A 23,743-nucleotide genomic window follows, 5' to 3' on the forward strand; every position below is an offset into this window, starting at 1 on the left:
GCAGCCGGCTGCGACCGCTCACCGCGCGGCTGCCCAAGGCGCTCTGCCCGGTCGGGAACGTGCCGCTGCTGGACCGGGCCCTGACCCGGCTGGCCGGGCTCGGCCTCGCCGGTTCGGACCAGGTCGCGGTGAACGCCTGTTACCTGAGCGAGCAGGTGGTCGACCACGTCGGTGCGCGGGCCCACCTGTCGGTCGAGCCGGGCGACCCGCTCGGCACCGCCGGCGGGCTGGGCAACCTGCGGGACTGGATCGCCGGCCGGGGCGTGCTGGTCGGCAACGCCGACGCGTACCTGGCCGACCCGCAGGCCCCACCCGGGCCGGACATCGCCGCGCTGCTCGACGGCTGGGACGGGCGGAGCGTACGGCTGCTCGGCCGGCCGGCCGACGACCCGGCGGCGCCGGGAACCTTCAGCGGCCATTGCTTCGCCGGTTTCTCGCTGCTGCCCTGGCGGCTGGTCCGCGACCTGCCACCCACCTTCGGCGACCTGGTCCGGGCGGTGTGGCGGCCGGCGGAGGCGGCCGGCGCGCTGACCGTGGTGCCGTACCGGGGGACGTTCTACGACACCGGGACCCCGGCCGACTACCTCGCCGCCAACCTGCACGCCGCCGGGGGCGGGAGCCTGGTCGACCCGACCGCGACGGTGACCGGCCGGGTGGCGCGGGCGGTGGTCGGCGCGGGCGCGGTCGTCCACGGCGAGGTGCTTCGCGCGGTGGTGTGGCCGGGCGGCACGGTCGGGGCGGACGAGCGGCTCACCGACGCGGTCCGCGCCGGCGGCGGCCTGACGGTCGCGGCGGCCGGACGGTAGCCGGATCCACCAGCCGGGGACGCCGCGCCGCAGTGAGCCTTTAGCATGGGCGACGACGTCGACGAACGGAGAAATGTCCCGTGATCACCGCGATCGTGCTGATCGACTGCGCCACCGACTCCATCCCCGAGGTCGCCGAGACGCTGGCCAACCTCCCGGGCGTCAGCGAGGTCTACTCGGTGGCGGGCCACGTCGACCTGATCGCCATGGTCCGGGTCCGCGAGTTCGAGCAGATCGCCCAGGTCATCGCCGGCAACATCTCCAAGGTCCCCGGCGTGCTCAACACCGAGTCGCACATCGCGTTCCGGGCGTACTCGCAGCACGACCTCGAGGAGGCGTTCGCCATCGGGCTGGCCAACGCCGACTGAATGCGAGGCGGCCGGCCCGCCCCGGAGGACGGACCGGCCACCATCGGCCGTACGACGTCAGCTGACGCCCGGAGCCGGCGTCTCAGTGGTGCCCGGAGACGGCGACTCGGTGCCCGGGGACTCGGTGGTGCCACCCGGAGACGGGGTACCGGTGCCGCCGGGGCTCGCCGTGCCGGTCGGGGTGGCCTGCGGGACCGGGACGCCCAGGGTCTGGGCCAGGGCCACCAACGCGTCGTAGTGCGCCTGGAGGACCGGCAGGGCGTCCTGGGCCAACTGGACCACCGACTGCTCGGAACCCTGCGAGATCTCGGTCTGGGTGGCCTGGATCGCCTGGACGTGACCGGCCAGCTCAGCGGTCACCCACGCCTTGTCGAACTCGGCGCCGCTGAGGTTGTTCAGCCGGTCGATCACCTTCTGCTCGTCCGCGGTGGGCTCGCTGGGCAACTGCACGTTCAGCTGCTGCGCGGTGCTCTGCACCGTCTGGTCCAGCTGGGTGTGGTCCGTCACGAACTGCTTGCCGAGGTCCTTGACCTGCTGGTTCTGGCCCTTCTGCTGCGCCACGTTCCCCATGACGATCTCCGCCAGGTTCACCTGATGCAACGCCTGCAGGTACTGCGCGTCCTGCGTGGACGGCTGCGCCGCGGCCTGCGCCGCCGCGGCGGGCGCCAGCCCGACCACCACCAGGGCGGCCAGCAGTCCGAGGCGTTTGAGACCCAACATGTTTCCCCCCCTTTTTCGTTGGACCGCACGGATACCCGGCTGACCGGGGTTATTCCTGCGATTCCACCCGTCCGTGTCGTGGGGTGGCGGGCCTGCGCAGCGGGACCGCCGGGCGACACCGGCGCGGAGGGGGACGGCCGGGACGGCGGGGACGAGCGGGGCCGGAAACGGACGTGGCGCCCGCCGGAGATCCGGCGGGCGCCACGGTCGGGTGTGTCGGTCGGTCAGCGACGGCTCTCGCCGCTGCCGATCTCCTCCCGCTCCGGTCGGGCCTGGACCGGCGGGTGCCCCGGCGAGACCGGCGCCTCGGCCGGCCTCTCGATCGGGTAGAAGAAGCCCCGGATCGCCGGGCCGAGGGCACCGAGCCGGTTCATCTTCTTCGGCACCACCCAGCCGACGTAGTCCAGCTCGGCGTGCCCGTCGTGGCCGTCGACCGCGGCGAGCGGCTGGTGGACCTCGACGAACCGGCCGTCCGGCAGCCGCTTAATGATGCCGGTCTCCACGCCGTGGGCCAGCACCTCCCGGTCGTGCTGCTGAAGACCCAGGCAGAGCCGGTAGGTGAAGTAGTAGGCCAGCGGCGGGACGATCAGCAGACCGACCCTGCCCGCCCAGGTCATCGCGTTCAGGCTGACTTGGAACGTGTCCGCGATCACGTCGTTGGCGCCGGAGAGGGTCAACACCAGCCAGAATGCCACGGCCATCGAGCCCGCGGCGGTCCGGGCCGGCACGTCCCGGGGGCGCTGGAGCAGGTTGTGGTGCTTGTGGTCCTTGAGCTGCCGCGCCTCCAGGAACGGGTAGAGCAGGGAGATCCCGACCAGGATGCCGGGCAGCACCACCGTCGGCCAGAAGATCGGCGGGATGACGTAGCCGTTGCCGATCGGGATGGTGATCTGCCACGCCGGCATGAGGCGGGTCGAGCCGTCGAGGAACATGACGTACCAGTCGGGCTGGCTGGCGGCGGACACCACCCACGCCTCGTACGGGCCGAAGTACCAGATCGGGTTGATCTGGAAGAGGCCGCCCATCAGCGCGATCACGCCGAACACGACCATGAAGAAGCCGGCCTGCTTGAGCGTGTAGCGCGGGTAGAACCGCTCGCCGACCACGTTCTCGTTGGTCCGGCCGGGGCCGGGCCACTGGGTGTGCTTCTGCTTGAAGACCAGACCGAGGTGGGCGGTGATCAGCGCCACCAGCAGAGCCGGGATGAGCAGCACGTGGACGATGAAGAACCGGCTGATGATGATCTCGCCCGGGAACTCGCCGCCGAAGATCGACGAGCTGATCCAGGAGCCGATCACCGGGATGGAGAGAATGATCGCGGAGGCGATCCGCAGGCCGGTGCCGGAGAGGCCGTCGTCCGGCAGCGAGTAGCCGGTGAAGCCGGCCAGGAAGCCGACCCAGAACAGCAGCGAGCCGATGATCCAGTTCGCCTCACGCGGCTTGCGGAACGCGCCGGTGAAGAAGACCCGCAGCATGTGCACCACGATCGCGGCCATGAACAGCAGCGCCGCCCAGTGGTGCATCTGCCGCATGATCAGACCGCCCCGGACCTCGAACGACAGGTTCAGGCTGGAGGCGTACGCGGCCGACATCGGGGTGCCGCGCAGCGGGGCGTAGCTGCCGTTGTAGACGACCTCGTTCATCGACGGATCGAAGAAGAAGGTCAGGAAGACACCGGTCAGCAGCAGCACGATGAACGAGAAGAGCGCGATCTCGCCGAGCAGGAAGGACCAGTGGTCCGGGAAGACCTTGTTCAGCAGCGCGCGCAGCGGGGTGGCCGCCTGGAAGCGGTCGTCCAACGCACCGGCGGTCTTGCCCGGCACCGTTGCCATGTCAAGTTTTCTGCGCTTCATGGCCGCTCCCAGAAGTCGGGGCCGATGGTTTCGGTGTAGTCCGACTTCGCCACGAAGAAGCCCTCTGCGTCCACCTCGATCGGCAGCTGCGGGAGCCGCCGGCTGGCCGGGCCGAAGATGGGTCGGGCGTTGTCGGTGATTTGGAACTGTGACTGGTGGCACGGGCAGAGCAGGCGGTTGGTCTGCTGCTCGTACAGGCTGGCCGGGCAGCCGGCGTGCGTGCAGATCTTGGAGAACGCCGCGTAGTTGCCCCACATGTAGTCGCCGTGGCCGACCCGCGCGTTGTTGGCGCGCGAGTCTCGCGCGTCGTCCTCGCGCATGTGGATCAGCAGGGTCGGCGAATCGGCGTGCTTGTTGCTCACGCCGTGCTCGATGCCCGGGAACACCGTGATCTGGCCGCCGGCGCTGATGTCCGCCGGGCGGACCGGCCGGCCGTCCTCGCGGACCAGCCGGATCTGCTTGCCGCCCTCGGCCGGCGCGAAGCCGGTGGTGAACATCTGGTTGTCCTTGTGCGGGTCGGAGATCAGGCCGCCGACCAGCGGCGCCGCGACGACCGCGCCGACCGGCGCGAGACCGGCGAGCAGCGAGATGCCGAGCAGCGGCCGGCGCCGTACGCCCATCTCGTCGGCCAGGTACAGCATGGTCGCACCGGTGATCTTGCGATCGTCCGGGGAACTCGGCTGGTCGTGCCGGTCCTGGATCGAGACCTCCTTGGGCAGCAGCTTCTTGCCCCAGGTGAGGATGCCGAAACCGATGCCGAGGAGCGCGACGCCCAGGGTGAGGCCGAGCAGCGGGGTGTAGTACTTGTCCCCGCCGCGGCCGGCCTTCCACTCCCACGGCCACCAGATGTAGATGACCAGGAAGGCGGTCGAGGCCAGGCCGGTCAGCAGGAACATCCCGGAGACCAGCCGGGTCAGCCGGCGCTCGGCCCTGGTGCCGGGGACGACCTGCGGCTCGTAGTGGACGATCTCGATGTCGTCCCGCCGGGCGCCCTCCTCGACGATGTCGAACCGGGAGAGCCGGGGGTCGTTCACGTCGAGCGGCTCCCGGCCCTGCGGGGCCTGGTGCTCGGTGTGGGTGCTCATGCCGTCACCTCGCTACGGGCGGCGCCGGAGCCCGGCACCGCAGCACTGAAACGAATGATCCGCTCGGTCACGACTTGCCCGCAATCCACAGGCTCGCGAAGACCAGCGCGACGATGCCGATCAGGAAAGCCGCCAGACCCTCGGTGGACGGCCCGTACCGGCCGAGGCTGAAGCCGCCCTGGTCCTGGTTGTGCTTCAGGTTCTCCTGGATGTAGGCGATGATCTGCGCCTTCTGCTCCGGCCGCAGCTGGTTGTCGCCGAACACCGGCATGTTCTGCGGGCCGCTCAGCATGGCGGCGTAGATCTGCCGGTCGCTCGCCGGCTTCAGGTTCGGAGCGTACTTGCCGGAGGAGAGGGCGCCGCCGCGACCGCCGAAGGCGTGGCACTGCGAGCAGTTGATCCGGAACAGCTCACCACCGGCGGAGATGTTCGCGCCCTCGTGCAGGTTGTTGCCCGCGGGCACCTGCGGACCGCCACCCAGCTCCTGGATGTACTGGCCGAGCTGGCGCACCTGCTCGTCGGTGAACTGCGGGGGCTTCCGCATGGCCTGGGCTTCCTGCCGGGCCAGCGGCATCCGACCGCTGCCGACCTGGAACTCGACCGAGGCCGAGCCGACTCCGATCAGGCTCGGCCCGCGTCCCTCGACACCCTGGGCGTTGCGACCGTGACAGGTCACACAGCTCACGTCGAACAGCGCCTTGCCCTCGCCGGCGGCCGCGCTCATCGGCGGGTTTTCCTGCGCCTGCACGCCGGGGGCGAAGACGGTGTAGGCGCCGCCGGCCAGCGTCAGCGCGGCGATCAGCCGGACCGCGGCGCCCAGCCGGCGGCGGCCCCTGCTGCGCGCTACGGGCCGCCCGCGCAGGCGCGCGAGCAGACCGCGTCGGCGGTCGTTGTCAGAAGTCATGACCTGTGTCCTTAACCGGTTGGACCTTGTCTCAGGGGGACGGGGCAGCGGCGCGGTTCGTGACGCGCCAAGATCACTGGAGCCAGTAGATCATGGCGTAGAGGCCGATCCACACGACGTCGACGAAGTGCCAGTAGTACGACACGACGATCGCCGACGTGGCCTGCGCCGGGGTGAACCGGCCCATGGTGGTGCGGATCATGAAGATGATGAAGGCGATCAGACCGCCGGTCACGTGCAGACCGTGGAAGCCGGTGGTCAGGTAGAACATCGACCCGTAACCGTCTCCGTTGATCTTGACGCCCTCTTCCACCAGGTTGCGGTACTCGTTCGCCTGGCCGAGCACGAAGATCAGACCCATCACGAAGGTGATCGTGAACCAGCGCCGCAGGGCGTGGACGTCACCCTTCTCCGCCGCGAAGACACCGAGCTGGCAGGTCACCGAGGACAGCACCAGGATCACCGTGAAGGTGGTCGCGTACGGGATCTTCAGGATCTCGGTGTGCTTCTCCCACTGCTCCGGCGCCGCCGCGCGGATGGAGAAGTACATCGCGAACAGCGCCGCGAAGAACATGAGTTCGCTGGAGAGCCACACGATCGTCCCGACGCTGACCATGTTGGGTCGGGTCAGGGAGTGGATCCGGCTCTTGTCAATGGCTGGGGCCGCAGTCACGCGGTCATTATTGCCCTTGGCCGGGACCGGCGATCAGCGGGGTGGCAAACCTGCGCCTTCCGTGGCCCGATAGGGCTGGTCCGGTTCGCCTGACCTACCCTGAAAAGCGTGCTGCACGTCGATCCGATCTTCGCCGCGACCTCGGTCGCCCCGTCGACCCTCACGGCGGGGGGCGAGGCCGTCCCGCCGCCCTTCACCGTGGCCCGAGTGTTCACCGAGACCCGGCTGGACAGCTGGCTCGCCCTCGGGCTGGTCGTCGCCGCCGGGCTCTACCTCTACGGCGTCTACCGGCTGCGGCTGCGCGGCGACCGCTGGGCGGTCGGCCGCACCGTCTGCTTCCTCGGCCCGGGGCTGGGCGGCATCGCCTCGGTCACGGTCAGCGGGCTGCACGCGTACGACACCGCGCTGCTGTCGGTGCACATGATCCAGCATATGGTGCTGTCCATGGTGGCGCCGATCTTCCTGGCCCTCGGCGCGCCGGTGACGCTCGCCCTGCGCACCCTGCCGGTCCGCCCGCGCAAGCGGCTGCTCGCGATCGTGCACAGCCGGGTCGCCCGGGTCTACACCTTCCCGCTGGTGGCGTTCGCCATCTTCGTGGCCAACCCGTTCGTGCTCTACTTCAGCGACCTGTACCACTACACCCTCGAGCACGCCTGGGCGCACGAGCTGGTGCACGCGCACTTCATCATGACCGGCTGCGTGTTCTTCTGGCCGCTGGTCGGCCTGGACCCGCTGCCGGGGCGCTGGCCTTACCCGGCCCGGGCGCTGCTGATGGTGCTCTCCGTGCCGTTCCACACCGTGCTCGGGCTGACCATCATGCAGAGCACCACGCTCTTCGGCGGCGACTGGTACCCGTCGCTGCACCTGAGCTGGTCGAACCCGTGGGACGACCAGGTGGTGGCCGGTGGCGTGCTCTGGGCCGGCGGCGAGTTCGTCAGCGTCACCATGCTGGCCGTACTGGTCGTCCAGTGGGTGAAGCAGTCCGAGCGGGAGGCCCGCCGGGTGGACCGCGAGCTGGACCGCCAGGAGGCCCGGCAACGCGCCGCCGAGTCGGCCGCCTGACCGGTCCCGGAGGGTACGCCCACCGGCCGGCCAGGGCGGGCCGTCCAGCCCGATGTGACGACCGCTACCATCAGCGGGCAGCTACGAGGTGGGAGCCAAGCCAGCCATGAGTGAGCGCAGCGAACGAATCATCAGGCCCAGTGCGATGGGTCCTCATGACGGCACGGAGCGAAGCGGAGTGCCGGCATGAGCGATCGTCTTTGCACCGTCCTGCTCTACAGCGACGACCCCGAGGTCCGCGACCGGATGCGGCTGGCCGTCGGCACCCGGCCCGCGCCGGGGCTCGAGATCGAGTTCGTCGAGGCCTCCGACTACGCCGAGTGCGTCCGGCTGGTCGACGACTACGAGATCCACCTGCTCCTGCTCGACGGCGAGGCCACCCCGGGCGGCGGCATCGGCATCGCCCGGCAGATCAAGGACGACCGGGACGACGCCCCGCCGACCTGCGTGGTGATCGCCCGGGCGGCCGACCGCTGGCTGGCCGCGTACGCCGAGGTCGACGCGACGCTGGTGCACCCGCTGGACCCGGTGACCACCGGCACCACCGTCGCCGAGCTGCTGCGGCGTACGCCCGCCGCGGCCTGAGCCACCCCCTCGGCGCCACGGCATCGCGGCCGTGCGCGACGTCGTTCCTCACCCGCATCTCCACGCCCGCTCGGGAGGCCCGCCATGGGCGAACGGACCTGGCCGCTGCTGCTCAACGCGCTGCTGCGCGGCGAGGAGCTCACCACCGCCGACACCGCCTGGGCGATGGACGAGATCATGACGGGTGCGGCCACCCCGGCCCAGGTCGCCGGCTTCGCCGTGGCGCTGCGCGCCAAGGGTGAGACCCCGGCCGAGCTGGCAGGCCTGGTGGAGGCGATGCTCGGCCGCTCCGTCGAGGTGGTGCTGCCCGAGGAACTGCGCCGCACCGCCCTGGACGTGGTCGGCACCGGCGGTGACCTCGCGCACACGGTCAACATCTCCACCATGACCGCGCTCGTGGTGGCCGGTGCCGGGGTACGCGTGGTCAAGCACGGCAACCGGGCCGCCTCGTCCTCCTGCGGCACCGCGGACCTGCTGGAGTACCTGGGCGTCCCGCTGGACCTGACCCCCGAGCAGGTGGCCCGGTGCGTCGACGAGGCGGGCATCGGCTTCTGCTTCGCGGCCCGGTTCCACCCCGGCATGCGGCACGCCGGCCCGGTGCGCCGGGAGATCGGCGTGCCCACCGCGTTCAACTTCCTCGGCCCGCTGACCAACCCGGCCCGCCCCCGGGCGGCGCGGTCGGCTGCTTCGACCTGCGGATGGCGCCGGTGATGGCCGCCGTCTTCGCCGACCGCGGCGACTCGGTGATCGTGATGCGCGGCGAGGACGGGCTGGACGAGTTCACCACCGCCGCGCCGACCCGGGTCTGGGTGGCCCAGCAGGGCACGGTGAGAGAGTCGCTGCTGGACGCGGCCGACCTCGGCGTGTCCCGGGCCACCCTGGCGGACCTGCGGGGGGGAGACGCGGCGTACAACGCCGGGGTGGCGCGGCGGCTGCTGGCCGGCGAGACCGGCCCGGTCCGCGACGCCGTGCTGGTGAACGCCGCGGCGGCGCTGGCCACCCAGGGGCCGCTGGACGGTGACCTGATCGAGGCGCTGCGGGCCGGGATGGCCGCCGCCGCCGAGTCCATCGACTCCGGCGCCGCCGCCGGCGCGCTCGACCGCTGGCTCGAGGTCGCCGGCACGCTCTGACCGCCGCCGCGGCGCACCCGTCCGCATCCGGGGCGCGGCCGGCATGCGCCGGTCCGGTTCCGGTCGGGCGGTCCGAAACGGAAGTGTCGGACCCGCGTGCCAAACTACATGGGAGTAATTTTCCGCTTTCCGCCGATGGCGGCCCTGCCCGTCGGCGGGCACCGGAGCGAGAGGAGACGCCCGTGTCGGACCGCGAGCTCTACTGCGACAGCTGCGAGGGCGTTGTGCCGTTCGAGGCCCCGCCCTGCGCCGACGGCCACGGCGTCGACTGTCCCGAGCTGGTCTGCACCGGCTGCGGCGCGGCCGTGCTGATCGCCACGTTCACCTTCCGCGCCCCGCGGCTGGCCAGCCGCCGCCGCGTCACGCCCCACCGCCGCGCCGCCTGACCCACGCCCTCGCCGGCACCGTCGGCCCGGCCCGTCCCAGTCCGGCTTCCACGTCACCTCGCCGAGCTGGCGCGAACGAGGCCCGTCCGACACCGCCACATCGGCGATGTCCGCCGTCCGAAGCCGCCCTGACGGCGAACGGCCCGCGTCCTGCCAGGACGCGGGCGTTCGAAAGCCGTCAGCTCAGTGCTCGGCGGTGCGGCGGGTGCCGGTGTAGTACTCGAAGAGCAGGCCACAGGCGGCGAAGATGACCGTCACCAGGCCCAGGCCCAGCAGCCAGAACTGCCAGAAGACCAGCCCCAGACCGGCGACCGCGGCGGCCAGCGCCAGCCCGAACGGCCAGTAGCTGCCCGGGCTGAAGAAGCCGACCTCGCCCGCGCCGTCGGCGATCTCGGCGTCCGCCCGGTCCTCCGGGCGCAGGTCGATGCGCCGGGAGACGAACCAGAAGAAACCACCGCACATCGCGCAGAGCAGGAAGGCCAGCAGCAGCGCCACCGTGCCGACCCACTCGACCCGGCTGCCCTCGCCGTACGTCCAGGCGCCGTAGAGGATCGCGATGCCGAAAAGGAACGTCCCGACGATCAGGAAGATTTTCCACTCGGTCTTCATGCCGGATCCCTCAGCTTCCCGCGCCGGCCGAGGCGTCGCTCGGGTTGAAGTTGTTCTTGTCGCGCCGGGTGTTGAACGGCTCCGTCTTCGTGGCGTACTCGGGCCCGCCGATCGCCTTGAGCGCCTCCTGCGTCGACTTGCCGGCCTTCTTGGCCGCCAGGAACTGCTCGTACTTCTCCGGCGAGACGACCCGCACCTCGAAGTTCATGAAGGCGTGGTAGCTGCCGCACAGCTCGGCGCAGCGACCGACGTACGCGCCCTCCCGGTCGAGGCTGGAGATCTCGAAGACGTTGCGGATGTTGCCCGGCATGACGTCCCGCTTGAACAGCAGCTCCGGCACCCAGAAGGAGTGGATGACATCGCGGCTCTGCTCCTCGAACCGGATCGACTTGCCGGTCGGCAGGACCAGCACCGGGATGACCTCGCTGGTGCCGAGGACCGAGGCGACGGTGTTCGCGTCGCGGCCCTGGCCGTCGCGGTAGTTGAACTGCCAGTTCCACTTGAAGGCGACGACCTCGACGGTGACGTCGGGGTTCTTCGTCGTCTTGTTCACGTTCGTCTGCACGATCGCCGTGTAGTAGAAGAGCACGGAGACGATCAGGATCGGCGCGATGGTGTAGAGGAACTCCATCGGCATGTTGTAGCGGGTCTGCACCGGCAGGTCGTTGCCCCGCTTCCGGTAGCGGATCACGCACCAGAAGATGAGGCCCCAGACGAACACGCCGACCGCGAGCGCCGCGATGCAGGACGCGATCCACAGGTCGTACATCCGGTGGGACTCGGGGCTGATGCCGCCCTGCGGCCAGCCGAAGCCGCCGAACGTCCGGCCGACGTCGCAGCCGGTGAGCAGAACCAGCAGCGCCGCTCCGCCGAGCCCGAGCCCGGCGAGTCGACCAGCACCACGCCGCCGGCGCCCACCGGCTCCTGGGGAAGCGCTGTGCCGTACGGCCGTCGGCCGTACCTCCGAACTCCTTGCGACCACCTGGTCCTGCCTCCCTAGCGCGCCGCGGTGGTTCTTTCCATCAGCACCGACGGCAAAGGCGTCACCGACGGTCGCAGATTACTCGACCATGACGGGCCTGACCGTGTTGGGGTCACTGTCCGCCCCCATCGGGGGGATCATGCGCGTACCGGCGCGATAGCGTGGGTGTTCGTGAGCGCATCCCCGGTCTACCTGGACGCGGCCACCGCCGCGCCGCTGCACCCGGTCGCCCGGCAGGCGATGCTGGCCGCCCTCGAGGACGGCTGGGCCGACCCCGGCAGGCTCTACACCCAGGCCCGCCGCGCCCGGCAACTGCTCGACGCCGCCCGCGAGGCCACCGCGGCCACGCTCGGCGTCCGCGCCGACGAACTCTCCTTCACCCCCAGCGGTACGACGGCGGCGCACGCCGCCGTGCTCGGCGGGCTGATCGGCCGGCGGCGGGTGGGGGCGATCCTGGTGCACTCCGCGATCGAGCACTCCGCGGTGCTGCACGCCGCCGAGCGACACGTGGCCGGCGGCGGCAGCGCCGTCTCCGTACCGGTGGACCGGGCCGGCCGGCTCGACCTGGACGCCTGGTCGGCGGCGGTCCGGGCGCCCGGGGTGGCGTTCGCCGCGCTGATCGGCGCCAGTCACGAGGTGGGCACCGTGCAGCCGGTGCCGGCGGCGGCCGCCGGGTGCGCCGACGCCGGGGTACCGCTGTACGTCGACGCCGCGCAGTTGATCGGCCGGGCGCCGGTGCCGGCCGGCTGGTCGGTGCTCAGCGCCAGCGCGCACAAGTGGGGCGGGCCACCCGGCGTCGGTCTGCTGGTGGTCCGCAAGGGCACCCGCTGGGAGTCGCCGTTCCCGGCCGACGAGCGGGAGTCGGGGCGTACCCCCGGAGTGTTGAACCTGCCGGCGGTGGTGGCGGCGGCGGCGAGCCTGCGCGCGGCGGCGGCCGACGCGGCGGCCGAGACGACCCGGCTGGCGCCGCTGGTGGACCGGATCCGGCACCGGGTGGCGGCCGAGGTGCCGGACGTGGAGGTGGTCGGCGACCCGGTCGACCGGCTCCCCCACCTGGTCACCTTCTCCTGCCTCTATGTGGACGGCGAGGCGCTGCTGCACGCGCTGGACCGGCGGGGCTTCGCCGTCTCCTCCGGCTCCTCGTGCACCTCGTCGACGCTGCGGCCGTCGCACGTGCTGGAGGCGATGGGGGTGCTCTCGCACGGCAACGTCCGGGTGTCGCTGCACCGGGAGACCACCGAGGCGGACGTCGAGCGGTTCCTCGCCGAGCTGCCCGGCATCGTCGCCGACCTGCGCGCCGAGGCGGGGGTGGTGGGGCTGTGAGCGAGCCGGACGAGGTGCTGGACTGCCGGGGTCAGCGCTGCCCGCTGCCGGTGATCGCCCTGGCCCGCCGACTCCCCCAGCTGCCGGTCGGCGCGGTGCTCCGCGTCCTCGCCGACGACCCCGCCGCGGCGGTGGACATCCCCGCCTGGTGCCGCATGCGCGCCCAGGAGTTCCTCGGCGCCGTAGCGGGCGGATCCAGCTACGACGTCCGGCGGAGCCGGTGACGGGTCAGGCGAGATAGCTGAGGATGGCGGGGAGGGGGTCGGTGGCGACCGTGGTGTCGACCACCAGGCGGGGGCCGATGATCGGCTCGTACTCGGCCCGGCGGAGCAGGGTCTGTTCCCAGGTGGGCAGGTGCGGGTCGGGCTCGGCGGGCAGCCGCGCCTCGACCCGGCGGCGGTGCTCCGCCTCGTCCCCGCAGTGCACCTCGATCACCCGTAGCGGCACGCCGGCCCGCTCCGCCAGGTCGTGCCAGAGGCCCCGAGCGCTGGCCACCGGGTTGACCGCGTCGATCACCACGCTCAGCCCCAGCCCGAGCTGCACCTCGGCGAGACCGGCGACCGCGCCGTAGGCGGCCATCCCGGGCACGTCGCCGACCAGCCCGTACCGGCCCATGGCCCGCTCGACCGGGTCCACCGGCAGGACCGGGGCGTGCAGCGCCGCGCCGAGCCGGACGGCCAGCGTGCTCTTGCCCACCCCGGGCAGGCCGGCGAACGCCACCAGCACCGGACCGACGGCGGCGGCCGCACCGGGGCGGACGGCACCCGGATCCACCCGGCCGGAGACGCCGGGCTGGTCGCGGTCGGGTACCGCGGAGGTCATGGGAGCAGGTGCGGCCGGACGTCCTCGGCGGCCGCGTCGCCGTACGACTCGGCGAGGCGCTTCACGAACAGGTCGCGGCGGACCTCGTACTCCTGGGTGCCGACGGTCTCCAGGACCAGGGTGGCGAGCAGCGAGCCGACCTGGGCGGCCCGCTCCAGGCCCAGCCCCCAGGACAGGGCGGTGAAGAAGCCCGCCCGGAACCCGTCCCCGACGCCGGTCGGGTCGACGGCCTGGATCTCCCGGGCGATCGGGACGTGGATGGTGTCGAAGTCCCGGCCGGCGATCTCCGCGCCGTCCTTGCCCAGCGTGGTGACCCGGACCTTGACCCGCTCCAGCAGCTGCGCGTCGCTGAGACCCGCCTTGCTCTGCAGCAGCGACTTCTCGTAGTCGTTGGTCATCAGGTACTCGGCGCCGTCGATCAGGCCGAGCACGTCCGCGCCGTCCATCCGGGCCAGCTGCTGGGACGGGTCGGCGACGAAGGCGTACCCGCGCTCCCGGCACTCGGCCGAGTGCCGGATCATCGCCTCGGGGTCGTTGGCACCGACCAGCACCAGGTCGAGGCCGCCGAGCCGCTGGGCCACCGGGGCCAGCTCGATGTTGCGGGCCTCGCTCATCGCCCCCGCGTAGAAGGAGGCGATCTGGCACATGTCGGTGTCCGTGGTGCAGACGAAGCGGGCGGTGTGGGCCACCTCGCTGACGTGCACCGAGTCGCAGTCGACCCCGTGCCGCTCCAGCCAGGAGCGGTAGTCGGCGAAGTCGGCCCCGACGGCGCCCAGCAGCACCGGGCGCAGCCCGAGCTGTGCCATGCCGAAGGCGATGTTGGCCGCCACCCCGCCCCGGCGCAGCACCAGGTCGTCCACCAGGAAGGACAGCGACACCTTGTGCAGCTGGTCGGCGAGGAGCTGGTCGGCGAAGCGACCGGGGAAGCTCATCAGGTGGTCGGTGGCGATCGAGCCGGTCACGGCGATCTTCATGTCAGCCCTCGGGGTCGGCAGCACGGCGCCGGTCAGCCTACCGGCCCGTTCGGCACGCCGGTCGCGGGTCGGTCGAGAACCGGTCGACCCACGCATACCCGGACGCCACCCGCCCGGACACCCGGGAGACACGAAGAAACGGCGGGACACCCGCGAAGGGTGGTCCCGCCGTTTTCGTCACGTCACCGTCGACCGGTACGGGCCGGCCGGCGTCGACTCAGCTGAAGGAGTCGCCGCAGGCGCAGGAGTTGCCGGCGTTCGGGTTGTCGATGGTGAAGCCCTGGGCGTCGATCCGGTCGGCGAAGTCGATCGTCGCGCCGGCCAGGTAGGGGGCGCTCATCCGGTCGACGACGACCTCGACACCGTCGTAGTCGGTGACGATGTCACCGTCGAGCGACCGCTCGTCGAAGAAGAGCTGGTACCGCAGGCCGGAGCAGCCGCCCGGCTGCACCGCGATCCGGAGCCGCAGGTCGTCGCGGCCCTCCTGCTCGATCAGGGCCTTGACCTTCTGCGCCGCGACGTCGGTGAGGACGACGGAAGTAGGGGCCTTGGCCTCGGTCGACTCGGTCTGCGCTGGCGTGGTCACGTGGAAATCTCCCTGCGCGGTATGGGTCCGGACGCACTGGCCAACGTCGCGCGTCCGCCAGTGATTCCCGGTGTGGTCCAGATCCGATCGTACGCCGCCCCGGCGGGCGTCACCTCCGGTGGCGTGCTCCGGGGCGGGTGAGCCGCGCCGCAGGCAGCGGCCGCTCAGCGGCTCCACTGCCGGGCCAGCCGGGCGCCGAGCGCCCGCAGCCCCTCGGCGGGCCGGCCCATCGCCGCCTCCACCCCGCCGCGTTCCTCGCCGCCGAAGTGCTCCACCAGGCTGTACGCCTCGGTGACCCCGGCCGCGGCGGCCTCCCGGCGGCCCGTGCTCACCCGTCCCGCCAGCACCACGCAGGGCACGCCGCGGTCCCGGGCGGCCCCGGCCACCCCGGCCACCACCTTGCCGCGCAACGACTGGTGGTCGAAGGAGCCCTCCCCGGTGATCACCAGGTCGGCGCGGTCGAGCGCGGCGTCCAACCCGATGGCCCGGGTGACCAGGCCGATGCCGGACTCGCACCGGCCGCCGAGCGCCAGGATCGCCGCGCCCAGCCCGCCGGCCGCGCCGCCGCCGGGCAGCGCGCCCAGCCCCGGCGGGCAACCGGGCAGCTCGCGTTCCAGCACGGCCGCGAAGCGTTCCAGCGCGGCGTCGAGGAGTAGCACGTCCGCCCGGGTGGCGCCCTTCTGCGGGCCGTAGACGTTGCTGGCGCCGTGCAGCCCGAGCAGCGGGTTGTCCACGTCGGTGGCGGCCACCAGGTCCGCCCCGCGCAGCCGGGGCGCGCCGTCCAGCGCGGCCACCGCGGCGAGCGCCGCTCCCCCGTACGGCAGGGCGTGGCCGGCCTGGTCGAGGGGGGTGACGCCGAGCGCGGTGAGCATGCCGGCGCCCCGTCGTTGGTGGCGGAGCCACCCAGCCCGACCACCACGGTCCGGCCGGCCTCGACGGCGGCGGCCACCAGCAGCCCCAGCCCGTACGAGGTGGTGGCCTTCGGGTCCCGCTCGGCGGCGGTGAGCAGGTGCAGCCCGCACGCCTGGGCGCTCTCCAGGTAGGCCACGCCGTCGTCGGTGAGCAGGATCTCACCGGCGGCGGGCCGGCCGAGCGGGTCCACGGTCGGCACCGGCAGCCGCCGGCCGCCGAGCGCCTCGGCGAGGACGGCGACGAAGCCGGGCCCGCCGTCGGCGAGCGGCCGGATCAGCAGGTCGTCGCCGGCGGCCACCTCCCGCCAGCCGTCGGCCACCGCGGCGGCCACCTCCTGAGCCGGCAGCGTGCCGGCGAACTTGTCCGGGCAGAGCAGCACGCGCATGCCCAGCAGTGTGGCAGCCCACACCTGGAGCGGCTGCGCGCCGGTCCCGCTGTGGGACCATGGGAGGCGTGACTTCGACCTGGGTTGAACCCTCCAACACCGCCACTGCGCTGCTGCTCCTCGGCCGCGGCAGCGACCCCGCCACCGAGCGTGGCGTGGAGTGTCCGGGTGACCTCCCCGCGCCGAGCGACCCGGACCTGGTGGCCCGGGCGGCGGCGGCCAAGGCCGCGCTCGGCACGAAGGTGTTCGTGCTGGGCCACCACTACCAGCGCGACGAGGTGATCCAGTTCGCCGACGTGACCGGCGACTCGTTCAAGCTCGCCCGCGAGGCGGCGGCCCGACCCGACGCGGAGTACATCGTCTTCTGCGGCGTGCACTTCATGGCCGAGAGCGCGGACATCCTCACCTCGGACGCGCAGAAGGTGATCCTGCCGGACCTGGCCGCCGGCTGCTCGATGGCCGACATGGCGGTGCTGTCGCAGGTCGAGACCGCCTGGGACGTGCTGACCGAGCTGGGCGTCGCGGCCGACACCGTCCCGGTGACGTACATGAACTCCTCGGCGGACATCAAGGGCTTCGTGGGGCGCAACGGCGGGGTGGTCTGCACCTCGTCGAACGCGAAGCGGGCGCTGGACTGGGCGTTCGAGCAGGGGTCGAAGGTGCTCTTCCTGCCCGACCAGCACCTGGGCCGCAACACGGCGGTGCTGGAGATGGGCTTCTCGCTGGACGACTGCGTGCTCTACGACCCGCACAAGCCGAACGGCGGGCTGACCGCGGAGCAGCTGCGCGACGCGAAGATGATCCTGTGGCGCGGGCACTGCTCCGTGCACGGCCGGTTCACCCTGGACAGCGTCAACGACGTCCGGGAGCGGGTGCCGGGGGTGAACGTGCTGGTCCACCCGGAGTGCCGGCACGAGGTGGTCACCGCCGCCGACCAGGTCGGCTCCACCGAGTACATCATCAAGACCATCGAGGCGGCCCCGGCCGGCTCGGCCTGGGCGGTCGGCACCGAGCTGAACCTGGTCCGCCGGCTGGCGCTGGCCCACCCCGACAAGCAGATCATGTTCCTGGACAAGGCGGTCTGCTACTGCTCGACGATGAACCGGATCGACCTGCCGCACCTGGTCTGGGCCCTCGAAGAGCTGGTCGCCGGCCGGGTGGTCAACCAGATCACCGTGGACCCGGACACCGCGCACCACGCCCGGGTGGCGCTGGACCAGATGCTGGCCCTGCCGGGCGCCTGATCACCCTGGGTCACATCGCTGGTACGGAAACGCGCCGGACACCCCGGTTCGTGCCCTCGCTGGCGATGTGACCGATTCCAATTTCCTCACGGACGGCTATGCTGCCGGGGCGACAATATGCGGGCCGTTTTCACCTGGCCGCGTTTCGGGTAGCGATGCAGATCGTGGGCCCCAACCATCTACACGGCAGCACCAACGCGCTGGAGGTTGCGTTGACCGACGACGTCCTGGTCGTACACGGAGGCACTCCGCTCGAAGGGCGGATCCGCGTGCGCGGCGCGAAGAACCTCGTTTCCAAGGCCATGGTCGCCGCCCTGCTGGGTGACTCCCCCAGCCGGCTGTTCGACGTGCCGCGGATCCGCGACGTCGAGGTGGTCCGCGGGCTGCTCGGCCTGCACGGGGTGAAGGTGACCGACGGCGACGAGGACGGCGAGCTGGTCTTCGACCCGTCCAACGTCGAGAGCGCCAGCACCGACCAGATCAACGTGCACGCCGGCTCCAGCCGGATCCCGATCCTGTTCTGCGGGCCGCTGCTGCACCGGCTCGGCCACGCCTTCATCCCGGACCTGGGCGGCTGTCACATCGGGCCGCGCCCGATCGACTTCCACCTCCAGGCGCTGCGCGAGTTCGGCGCGACCGTCGACAAGACCCCGGAGGGGCTGCACCTGTCCGCGCCGAACGGGCTGCACGGCACGAAGTTCGCCCTGCCGTACCCGAGTGTGGGCGCCACCGAGCAGGTGCTGCTGACCGCGGTGATGGCCGAGGGCGTCACCGAGCTGCGCAACGCGGCGGTGGAGCCCGAGATCATCGACCTGATCTGCATCCTGCAGAAGATGGGCGCGATCATCAAGGTGCACACCGACCGGGTGATCGAGATCCAGGGCGTGAAGAAGCTGCACGGCTACACCCACCGGCCGATCCCGGACCGGATCGAGGCGGCGAGCTGGGCGGCGGCGGCGCTGGCCACCCGGGGCGACGTCGAGGTGCTGGGCGCGCAGCAGGCCGACATGATGACCTTCCTCAACGTCTTCCGCTCGGTCGGCGGCGAGTACGAGGTGACCGACGCCCGGCCGCCGAAGCTGGGCGACCCGGGCCAGGAGGGCGGCATCCGCTTCTGGCACCCCGGCGGCGAGCTGAACGCGGTGGCCCTGGAGACCGACGTGCACCCCGGCTTCATGACCGACTGGCAGCAGCCGCTCGTGGTGGCGCTGACCCAGGCCCGGGGCCTGTCGATCGTCCACGAGACGGTCTACGAGCAGCGGCTGGGCTACACCGAGGCGCTGAACACGATGGGCGCGAACATCCAGGTCTACCGGGACTGCCTGGGCGGCACCCCGTGCCGCTTCGGCCGGCGCAACTTCAAGCACTCCGCGGTGATCGCCGGTCCGAGCAAGCTGCACGCCGCCGACCTGGTCATCCCGGACCTGCGGGCCGGTTTCAGCCACCTGATCGCGGCGCTCGCCGCCGAGGGCACCTCCCGGGTGTACGGCGTCGACCTGATCAACCGGGGCTACGAGGACTTCGAGAAGAAGCTGGCCGACCTGGGCGCGCACGTCGAGCGTCCGTGACGTCACACCGCTCTTCCCGCGCCCGGTGCACCCGCGATGTGCACCGGGCGCGGCTGTTTGGCTACCCTTCACCACGTGCCGTCGCTGTTTCGCCGCAAGCCCGCCGACCTCGTCGATGAGTCCGTCACCTCGGTGACGACCGACGAGGAGTCCGTCAACGCCCGCCCCCGGGGCTACACCCCGAGCAAGAAGGAGCTGGGCCAGGTCACGCCGAAGCGGCCGACCGCCGGCCGGCGACTGAGCGCGCCGAGCCGGCCGCTGACCAAGGAGGAGGCGCGGGAGCAGCGCCGCGCGTCCCGGGCCGAGGCGGCCTCGGAGTTCCGCCGCGAGGGCGGGCCGCGCGACCGGGGCCCCGAGCGGCTGCTCGCCCGGAACGTGGTCGACTCCCGGCGTACGGTCGGCACCTGGTTCTTCGGCGGCGCGCTGATCGTGCTGGTCGGCTCCAACCAGGCCATGCCGCCGATCGTCCGGCTGATCTCCAACGTGCTGTGGGGCGCGCTCGCGCTCGGCGTGGTGGTCGACTCGGTGCTGATCTCCCGCAAGATCAAGAAGCTGATGCGGGAGCGGTTCCCGAAGAGCAACGAGAAGCTCGGCTCGCTCTACCTCTACGCGATCATGCGGTCGATCACCTTCCGCCGGATGCGCGCCCCCCAGCCGCAGGTGAACATCGGCGACAAGATCTGACCCCACGCACGTCGACGAAGGCCCCGGGCGCCCACCCGGGGCCTTCGTCACACCTGGGCCGGGCTGCGGTACAGCCGGGCCACGACCTCCTCGATGTCCGGCTCGACGATCGAGATGTCGCGCAGCGCGGCCAGCCCGGCCAGCCCGGCGACCACCTCGGCGACGCCCGCCGACTCCAGCGCGAAGACCAGCCGGTGCCCGTCCGCCTCCACCCGGTGCAGCGGCGCGCCCGGCAGCGTCGGCGGCGCGGGAAGGGCCGTGTCCAGCTCGGCGACGACCAGGCGGCGGGAGCCGTACCGGCTGTGCAGGGCGGCGATCGAGCCGTCGTGCACCACCCGGCCGTGGTCGATCACCACGAGCCGGCGGCAGAGCCGCTCGATGTCGGCCAGGTCGTGGGTGGTGAGCACCAGGGTGGTGTCGCTGGCCCGGCCCAGCTCCGCCAGGAAGCCCCGGACGGCCTGCTTGCTGACCACGTCCAGTCCGATGGTCGGCTCGTCCAGAAAGAGCACCTCCGGGCCGTGCAGGAGGGCGGCGGTCAGCTCGCCCCGCATCCGCTGGCCCAGCGAGAGCTGCCGGACCGGGGTGTCCAGGAACTCGTCGAGGTCGAGCAGGTCACGACAGCGCCGCAGCCGGGTCGCGTGCTCGGCCGCCGGCACCCGGTAGACGTGCCGCAGCAGGTCGAACGAGTCGCGCAGCGGCAGGTCCCACCAGAGCTGGGAGCGCTGGCCGAAGACCACCCCGATGCGCAGCGCCAGCCGGGTCCGCTCGGCCACCGGCCGCAGGCCGCAGACCCGCACCTCCCCCGCCGACGGCATCAGCACGCCGGTGAGCATCTTCAGGGTGGTCGACTTGCCGGCGCCGTTGGGGCCGATGTAGCCGAGCATCTCGCCGCGCTCCACCCGCAGGTCGACCCCGTCGACGGCGGTGACCACCCGCTTCTCCCGGCGCAGCCGGCCGGCCTTCACCCGGACGGTGAACTCCTTGCGCAGCCCGCGTACGTCGATGACCTGGCTCATGACCCCGTGCTCCGGTAGTGGCGGACCCCGACGCGCCAGGCCGTCGCCGCGACGGCGGCGGCCACCAGCGCGACGACCGGCGACGCCCAGCCGGCCCAGGCCGGCAGGCCGAGCGGGTCGGCCCGGCCCAGCAGCGCCAGCGCCGGGTGGTAACTGACGAAGGCGAAGCCCATCCCGTACGCGAAGAGCGTCCGGAACCAGCCGCCGTAGACGGTGACCGGGTACGACGTGAAGTCGCGCCCGCCGTAGGTGACCGAGTTGGCCAGCTCGCCGGAGTCGATCCAGTAGAACGACACCGTCGCCGTGGTCACGAAGACCGCGCCGAAGAAGACCACCGCGGCGAGCGGGGCGACCAGCACCAGCACCAACCGGGCCGGTGTCCAGTCGATCCCGGCCGAGGTGACCGCCACCACCAGCACGGCGAGGCCGAAGAGCGCGCGGGACACCTTGCGCAGCGGCAGGTCCATCAGCAGCAGCTGGGGCAGCGCACCCAACGGACGGACCAGCACGGCGTCGAACAGGCCGGTCCGGACGTACCGGGGCAGCCGCTCGATGTTGCCGACCAGCAGGTCGGCGGTGGCGAACGCGAACGACGACAGTCCGACGATGACCAGCGCCTCGCGCAGCGTGAACCCGCCCAGCTCCCGGGTCACCCCGAAGAGCACCAGCACGGTCACCACGTCGAAGACGGTCGCCCCCACGTTGCCGACCAGGTCCACCACGAACGAGGTCCGGTACGCGGCCTGCGACCGGGCCTGCGCCCCCAGCAGCGCCCGGTACGCGGCCAGCCGCTCAGCCACCCTGCACCACCAGCCGGCGTTCGGCCCGGCGCTGCACCAGCCGGCAGGCGGCGAGGATCAGCACCGCCCAGGCGACCTGGAGCCCCACCAGCCCGAGCTGCGTCGGGGCCGGATCCCGCTCGACCAGCACGTCGAGCGGGGTCTGGAACAGGCTGGGGAACGGGGTGGCGTACCAGAGCGGGAGCTGGAGCCACCCGGGCAGGAAGCGCAGCGGGAAGTAGAGCCCGGCGAGCACCCCGGAGCAGAGCGTCCAGAGGATCACCGCGCCCCGGACGTCCTGCAGCCAGTACGCGGTGGCGTTGACCAGGAACCGGCAGCCGAAGCAGAGCACCACCGCGACCAGTACGGAGAGCGCGAAGAGCGGCACGGTGGCCCACCGCCGGGGCAGGTACACGTCGAAGAAGAGCGGACCGATCAGCACCGGCGGCAGCAGCCGGGAGAGCGAGGCGAACCCCGCGCGGCCCAGGTCGGCGGCCAGGTAGCTGGTCACCGGGTGCACCGGCCGGAGCAGGTCGCTGGCGATCTCCCCGGTCCGGATCCGGTCCGCCAGGTCGGTCCAGCCCCAGAGCAGAATCACCGCCAGCAGGCCCTGCCCGGCCCAGACGAAGGTGGCGAGCTGCGCCCGGTCGTACCCGGCGACGGAGCCGGCCGTGCCGGCCACCGCGAGGAAGATGTAGCAGCGCAGGAAGCCGAAGACCGTGTTGGTGACCACGCCGGCGAGGGCGGCCTGCCGGTAGGTGGCGTGGCGTCGGAAGCCCGCTACTACTATGGCGCCAAATGTCCGAAACCATCGGGTAACGTTTGAGCCCGTGGGCGGCGCCACAGTGGCGGTGACAGAGCCCACGCCGCTACCCTCCTTCCGCAGCCACGACGTGCTGGACCGGGCGACTCTACCGGCACGTGGGGTGCCCAGCGCGACAATTTCCAACGAGGTGACATCGCCGTGAGCGAGCGACGCGAGCCGGCCCCGGAACTCGAAGACCTGCGGAAACTCCTCCGCCTGCCCGGCTGCGCCCGGCCTCCGGGCCGGGCGAGGATCGCAACATCAAGGACAAGGTCGCGCCCGCGTTCCGGACGGGTGGCTGCGCCCGGCCTCCGGGCCGGGCGAGGATCGCAACGGGTAGGAAGCCCTTGAGCAGTACGGCCTTGTCCACGGCTGCGCCCGGCCTCCGGGCCGGGCGAGGATCGCAACACCTTCACCAACGCGCCGTCGACCTCGTACAGGGTGTCGCTGCGCCCGGCCTCCGGGCCGGGCGAGGATCGCAACCAGCGCACCGGATCAACCTTGGCGGCGGCGACCTTGCGCTGCGCCCGGCCTCCGGGCCGGGCGAGGATCGCAACGGTCGGTGACGGCCGTCTCCGGCCACGCCGCATACCGCTGCGCCCGGCCTCCGGGCCGGGCGAGGATCGCAACGCCTTGGTCGTGGCGTCGGTTGCAGCCGCCGCGATGGCTGCTGCGCCCGGCCTCCGGGCCGGGCGAGGGTCGCAACTCTGGGGGGCGGCGAAGGCCAGAGAGACGGGGGCTCAGCTGCGCCCGGCCTCCGGGCCGGGCGAGGATCGCAACCGGATCTTGCAGGGTCAGGATCGTCTGCTGCGCCCAGTGCTGCGCCCGGCCTCCGGGCCGGGCGAGGATCGCAACGTCGTCGCTGTCGCCTCCACCACCGTCGAGGTCCAGCTGCGCCCGGCCTCCGGGCCGGGCGAGGATCGCAACTCGGTGGATTGCTCAGTCCGGGTGTTGGCCTCCGGCCGCTGCGCCCGGCCTCCGGGCCGGGCGAGGATCGCAACGCGAACGGTCGGCCCGGACGGGCGGCGGCCATGGCCTGCTGCGCCCGGCCTCCGGGCCGGGCGAGGATCGCAACACTGCTCGGTGTCTCGCTTCCGGTCACAGGTGGGTTTGTGCTGCGCCCGGCCTCCGGGCCGGGCGAGGATCGCACGTCGGGTGGCTCGGCAAGCTGGTGCTGCGGGAGCTGGCGCTGCGCCCGGCCTCCGGGCCGGGCGAGGATCGCAACTACCCGAACGGCACCATCGAGCCATGGAAGTGTCAGCCCGCTGCGCCCGGCCTCCGGGCCGGGCGAGGATCGCAACTCCTGTCCCGCCGGTACAAGGCCACCGGCCCCACCCGCTGCGCCCGGCCTCCGGGCCGGGCGAGGATCGCAACCAAGGCATCCACCGCCGCTACGTGCTCGTCATCCTCGAGCTGCGCCCGGCCTCCGGGCCGGGCGAGGATCGCAACTCGCGACTGGACACCGCGAGCCGGCTGACGGAG

At 72.2% G+C, this 23,743-nt stretch carries 23 protein-coding genes, 2 pseudogenes and 1 CRISPR repeat array; of the genes and pseudogenes, 11 read left to right on the plus strand and 14 right to left on the minus strand.

Annotated elements, in window-relative coordinates; genetic code table 11:
• Both JNW87_RS14835 and JNW87_RS14840 read left to right on the plus strand, forming a co-directional pair.
• Window positions 1-806: nucleotidyl transferase (locus JNW87_RS14835; protein WP_238453873.1), on the plus strand; the 806-nt coding region annotated here is incomplete at its 5' end.
• A gap of 80 nt (window positions 807-886) precedes the next feature.
• Window positions 887-1,174 (plus strand): Lrp/AsnC family transcriptional regulator, encoded by a 288-nt coding sequence (locus JNW87_RS14840; protein ID WP_238453874.1) that lies wholly within the window; start codon window positions 887-889, stop codon window positions 1,172-1,174.
• Window positions 1,175-1,231: 57 nt separating this feature from the next.
• On the opposite strand, the gene JNW87_RS14845 is transcribed toward JNW87_RS14840, so the two are convergent.
• The 5 genes from JNW87_RS14845 to JNW87_RS14865 form a co-directional block, all read right to left on the minus strand.
• The gene (locus JNW87_RS14845) at window positions 1,232-1,894 is read right to left on the minus strand and encodes a DUF4142 domain-containing protein (RefSeq protein WP_109805356.1); all 663 of its coding nucleotides are present in this window, start codon (window positions 1,892-1,894) and stop codon (window positions 1,232-1,234) included.
• A gap of 224 nt (window positions 1,895-2,118) precedes the next feature.
• The gene (locus tag JNW87_RS14850; RefSeq protein ID WP_238453875.1) at window positions 2,119-3,747 is read right to left on the minus strand and encodes a cytochrome bc complex cytochrome b subunit; all 1,629 of its coding nucleotides are present in this window, start codon (window positions 3,745-3,747) and stop codon (window positions 2,119-2,121) included.
• Window positions 3,744-4,832, minus strand: a complete 1,089-nt coding sequence (locus tag JNW87_RS14855; RefSeq protein WP_109800630.1) for a ubiquinol-cytochrome c reductase iron-sulfur subunit — start codon at window positions 4,830-4,832, stop codon at window positions 3,744-3,746. The genes JNW87_RS14850 and JNW87_RS14855 overlap by 4 nt, the downstream gene beginning before the upstream one ends.
• A gap of 67 nt (window positions 4,833-4,899) precedes the next feature.
• Window positions 4,900-5,736 carry a cytochrome c gene (locus JNW87_RS14860; RefSeq protein WP_109800631.1) on the minus strand — a complete coding sequence of 279 codons (837 nt, stop codon included), beginning with the start codon at window positions 5,734-5,736 and terminating at the stop codon, window positions 4,900-4,902.
• Window positions 5,737-5,809: 73 nt separating this feature from the next.
• Window positions 5,810-6,409, minus strand: coding sequence for a heme-copper oxidase subunit III (locus JNW87_RS14865; RefSeq protein ID WP_109800632.1), 600 nt, complete (start codon window positions 6,407-6,409; stop codon window positions 5,810-5,812).
• A gap of 108 nt (window positions 6,410-6,517) precedes the next feature.
• Here JNW87_RS14865 and JNW87_RS14870 point away from each other — a divergent pair, with 108 nt between their 5' ends.
• The 4 genes and pseudogenes from JNW87_RS14870 (at window position 6,518) to JNW87_RS14885 (ending at window position 9,572) form a co-directional block, all read left to right on the plus strand.
• Window positions 6,518-7,471: a cytochrome c oxidase assembly protein gene (locus JNW87_RS14870; RefSeq protein WP_109800633.1), complete on the plus strand. Its 954-nt coding sequence runs from the start codon at window positions 6,518-6,520 to the stop codon at window positions 7,469-7,471.
• A 186-nt stretch (window positions 7,472-7,657) separates the two neighbouring features.
• On the plus strand, window positions 7,658-8,056 hold the full coding sequence (locus tag JNW87_RS14875) for a hypothetical protein (protein WP_109800634.1): 399 nt from the start codon (window positions 7,658-7,660) through the stop codon (window positions 8,054-8,056).
• A gap of 84 nt (window positions 8,057-8,140) precedes the next feature.
• Window positions 8,141-9,186 (plus strand): annotated as a pseudogene (gene trpD / locus JNW87_RS14880) (anthranilate phosphoribosyltransferase).
• A 182-nt stretch (window positions 9,187-9,368) separates the two neighbouring features.
• A complete protein-coding gene (locus tag JNW87_RS14885; protein ID WP_109800636.1) occupies window positions 9,369-9,572 on the plus strand; it encodes a hypothetical protein in 204 nt (67 codons plus the stop codon).
• Between the two features lie 183 nt (window positions 9,573-9,755).
• Here the strand turns inward: JNW87_RS14885 and JNW87_RS14890 are convergent, their stop codons facing one another.
• Entirely contained in the window at window positions 9,756-10,181 is a 426-nt protein-coding gene (locus JNW87_RS14890) for a cytochrome c oxidase subunit 4 (protein WP_109800637.1), read from the minus strand.
• 10 nt (window positions 10,182-10,191) lie between these two features.
• Window positions 10,192-11,163, minus strand: a complete 972-nt coding sequence (coxB, locus tag JNW87_RS14895; RefSeq protein WP_109800638.1) for a cytochrome c oxidase subunit II — start codon at window positions 11,161-11,163, stop codon at window positions 10,192-10,194.
• Between the two features lie 171 nt (window positions 11,164-11,334).
• On the opposite strand from coxB, the gene JNW87_RS14900 reads away from it, so the two are divergent.
• Window positions 11,335-12,486, plus strand: a complete 1,152-nt coding sequence (locus tag JNW87_RS14900) for a cysteine desulfurase family protein (RefSeq protein WP_109800649.1) — start codon at window positions 11,335-11,337, stop codon at window positions 12,484-12,486.
• Complete coding sequence (locus tag JNW87_RS14905; protein WP_109800639.1) at window positions 12,483-12,710, plus strand: sulfurtransferase TusA family protein; 228 nt, start codon at window positions 12,483-12,485, stop codon at window positions 12,708-12,710. The genes JNW87_RS14900 and JNW87_RS14905 overlap by 4 nt, the downstream gene beginning before the upstream one ends.
• A gap of 4 nt (window positions 12,711-12,714) precedes the next feature.
• Here JNW87_RS14905 and JNW87_RS14910 read toward each other — a convergent pair whose 3' ends face one another.
• From JNW87_RS14910 to JNW87_RS14925, 4 genes and pseudogenes are all read right to left on the minus strand, one after another.
• The gene (locus tag JNW87_RS14910) at window positions 12,715-13,308 is read right to left on the minus strand and encodes an ATP-binding protein (RefSeq protein WP_238453876.1); all 594 of its coding nucleotides are present in this window, start codon (window positions 13,306-13,308) and stop codon (window positions 12,715-12,717) included.
• Window positions 13,305-14,282 (minus strand): carbohydrate kinase family protein, encoded by a 978-nt coding sequence (locus JNW87_RS14915; RefSeq protein ID WP_109800641.1) that lies wholly within the window; start codon window positions 14,280-14,282, stop codon window positions 13,305-13,307. The genes JNW87_RS14910 and JNW87_RS14915 overlap by 4 nt, the downstream gene beginning before the upstream one ends.
• A gap of 217 nt (window positions 14,283-14,499) precedes the next feature.
• Window positions 14,500-14,868 (minus strand): iron-sulfur cluster insertion protein ErpA, encoded by a 369-nt coding sequence (erpA, locus tag JNW87_RS14920; RefSeq protein ID WP_089013290.1) that lies wholly within the window; start codon window positions 14,866-14,868, stop codon window positions 14,500-14,502.
• A gap of 164 nt (window positions 14,869-15,032) precedes the next feature.
• Window positions 15,033-16,165: pseudogene (locus JNW87_RS14925) on the minus strand (glycerate kinase).
• Between the two features lie 68 nt (window positions 16,166-16,233).
• On the opposite strand from JNW87_RS14925, the gene nadA reads away from it, so the two are divergent.
• The 3 genes from nadA to JNW87_RS14940 all read left to right on the plus strand — a co-directional run bounded on the left by nadA (window position 16,234) and on the right by JNW87_RS14940 (window position 19,661).
• The gene (nadA, locus tag JNW87_RS14930; protein ID WP_109800643.1) at window positions 16,234-17,409 is read left to right on the plus strand and encodes a quinolinate synthase NadA; all 1,176 of its coding nucleotides are present in this window, start codon (window positions 16,234-16,236) and stop codon (window positions 17,407-17,409) included.
• 155 nt (window positions 17,410-17,564) lie between these two features.
• Window positions 17,565-18,977, plus strand: coding sequence for a UDP-N-acetylglucosamine 1-carboxyvinyltransferase (gene murA / locus JNW87_RS14935; protein WP_236647371.1), 1,413 nt, complete (start codon window positions 17,565-17,567; stop codon window positions 18,975-18,977).
• A 36-nt stretch (window positions 18,978-19,013) separates the two neighbouring features.
• Complete coding sequence (locus tag JNW87_RS14940; protein WP_201749519.1) at window positions 19,014-19,661, plus strand: DUF3043 domain-containing protein; 648 nt, start codon at window positions 19,014-19,016, stop codon at window positions 19,659-19,661.
• 47 nt (window positions 19,662-19,708) lie between these two features.
• On the opposite strand, the gene JNW87_RS14945 is transcribed toward JNW87_RS14940, so the two are convergent.
• The 3 genes from JNW87_RS14945 to JNW87_RS14955 are packed head-to-tail and all read right to left on the minus strand — an operon-like array spanning window position 19,709 to window position 22,321.
• A complete protein-coding gene (locus JNW87_RS14945; RefSeq protein WP_109800645.1) occupies window positions 19,709-20,677 on the minus strand; it encodes an ATP-binding cassette domain-containing protein in 969 nt (322 codons plus the stop codon).
• The gene (locus JNW87_RS14950) at window positions 20,674-21,477 is read right to left on the minus strand and encodes an ABC transporter permease (protein ID WP_109800646.1); all 804 of its coding nucleotides are present in this window, start codon (window positions 21,475-21,477) and stop codon (window positions 20,674-20,676) included. Before JNW87_RS14950 ends, JNW87_RS14945 begins: the two co-directional genes overlap by 4 nt.
• The gene (locus JNW87_RS14955) at window positions 21,470-22,321 is read right to left on the minus strand and encodes an ABC-2 family transporter protein (RefSeq protein WP_109800647.1); all 852 of its coding nucleotides are present in this window, start codon (window positions 22,319-22,321) and stop codon (window positions 21,470-21,472) included. Before JNW87_RS14955 ends, JNW87_RS14950 begins: the two co-directional genes overlap by 8 nt.
• Before the next feature lie 163 nt (window positions 22,322-22,484).
• Window positions 22,485-23,710: a CRISPR direct-repeat array (repeat unit 37 nt; unit sequence GCTGCGCCCGGCCTCCGGGCCGGGCGAGGATCGCAAC).
• The last annotated feature ends 33 nt before the right edge of the window (window positions 23,711-23,743 follow it).

This window comes from Micromonospora sp. ATA51 (assembly GCF_016802855.1).
GTDB classification, from domain to species: domain Bacteria; phylum Actinomycetota; class Actinomycetes; order Mycobacteriales; family Micromonosporaceae; genus Micromonospora; species Micromonospora sicca.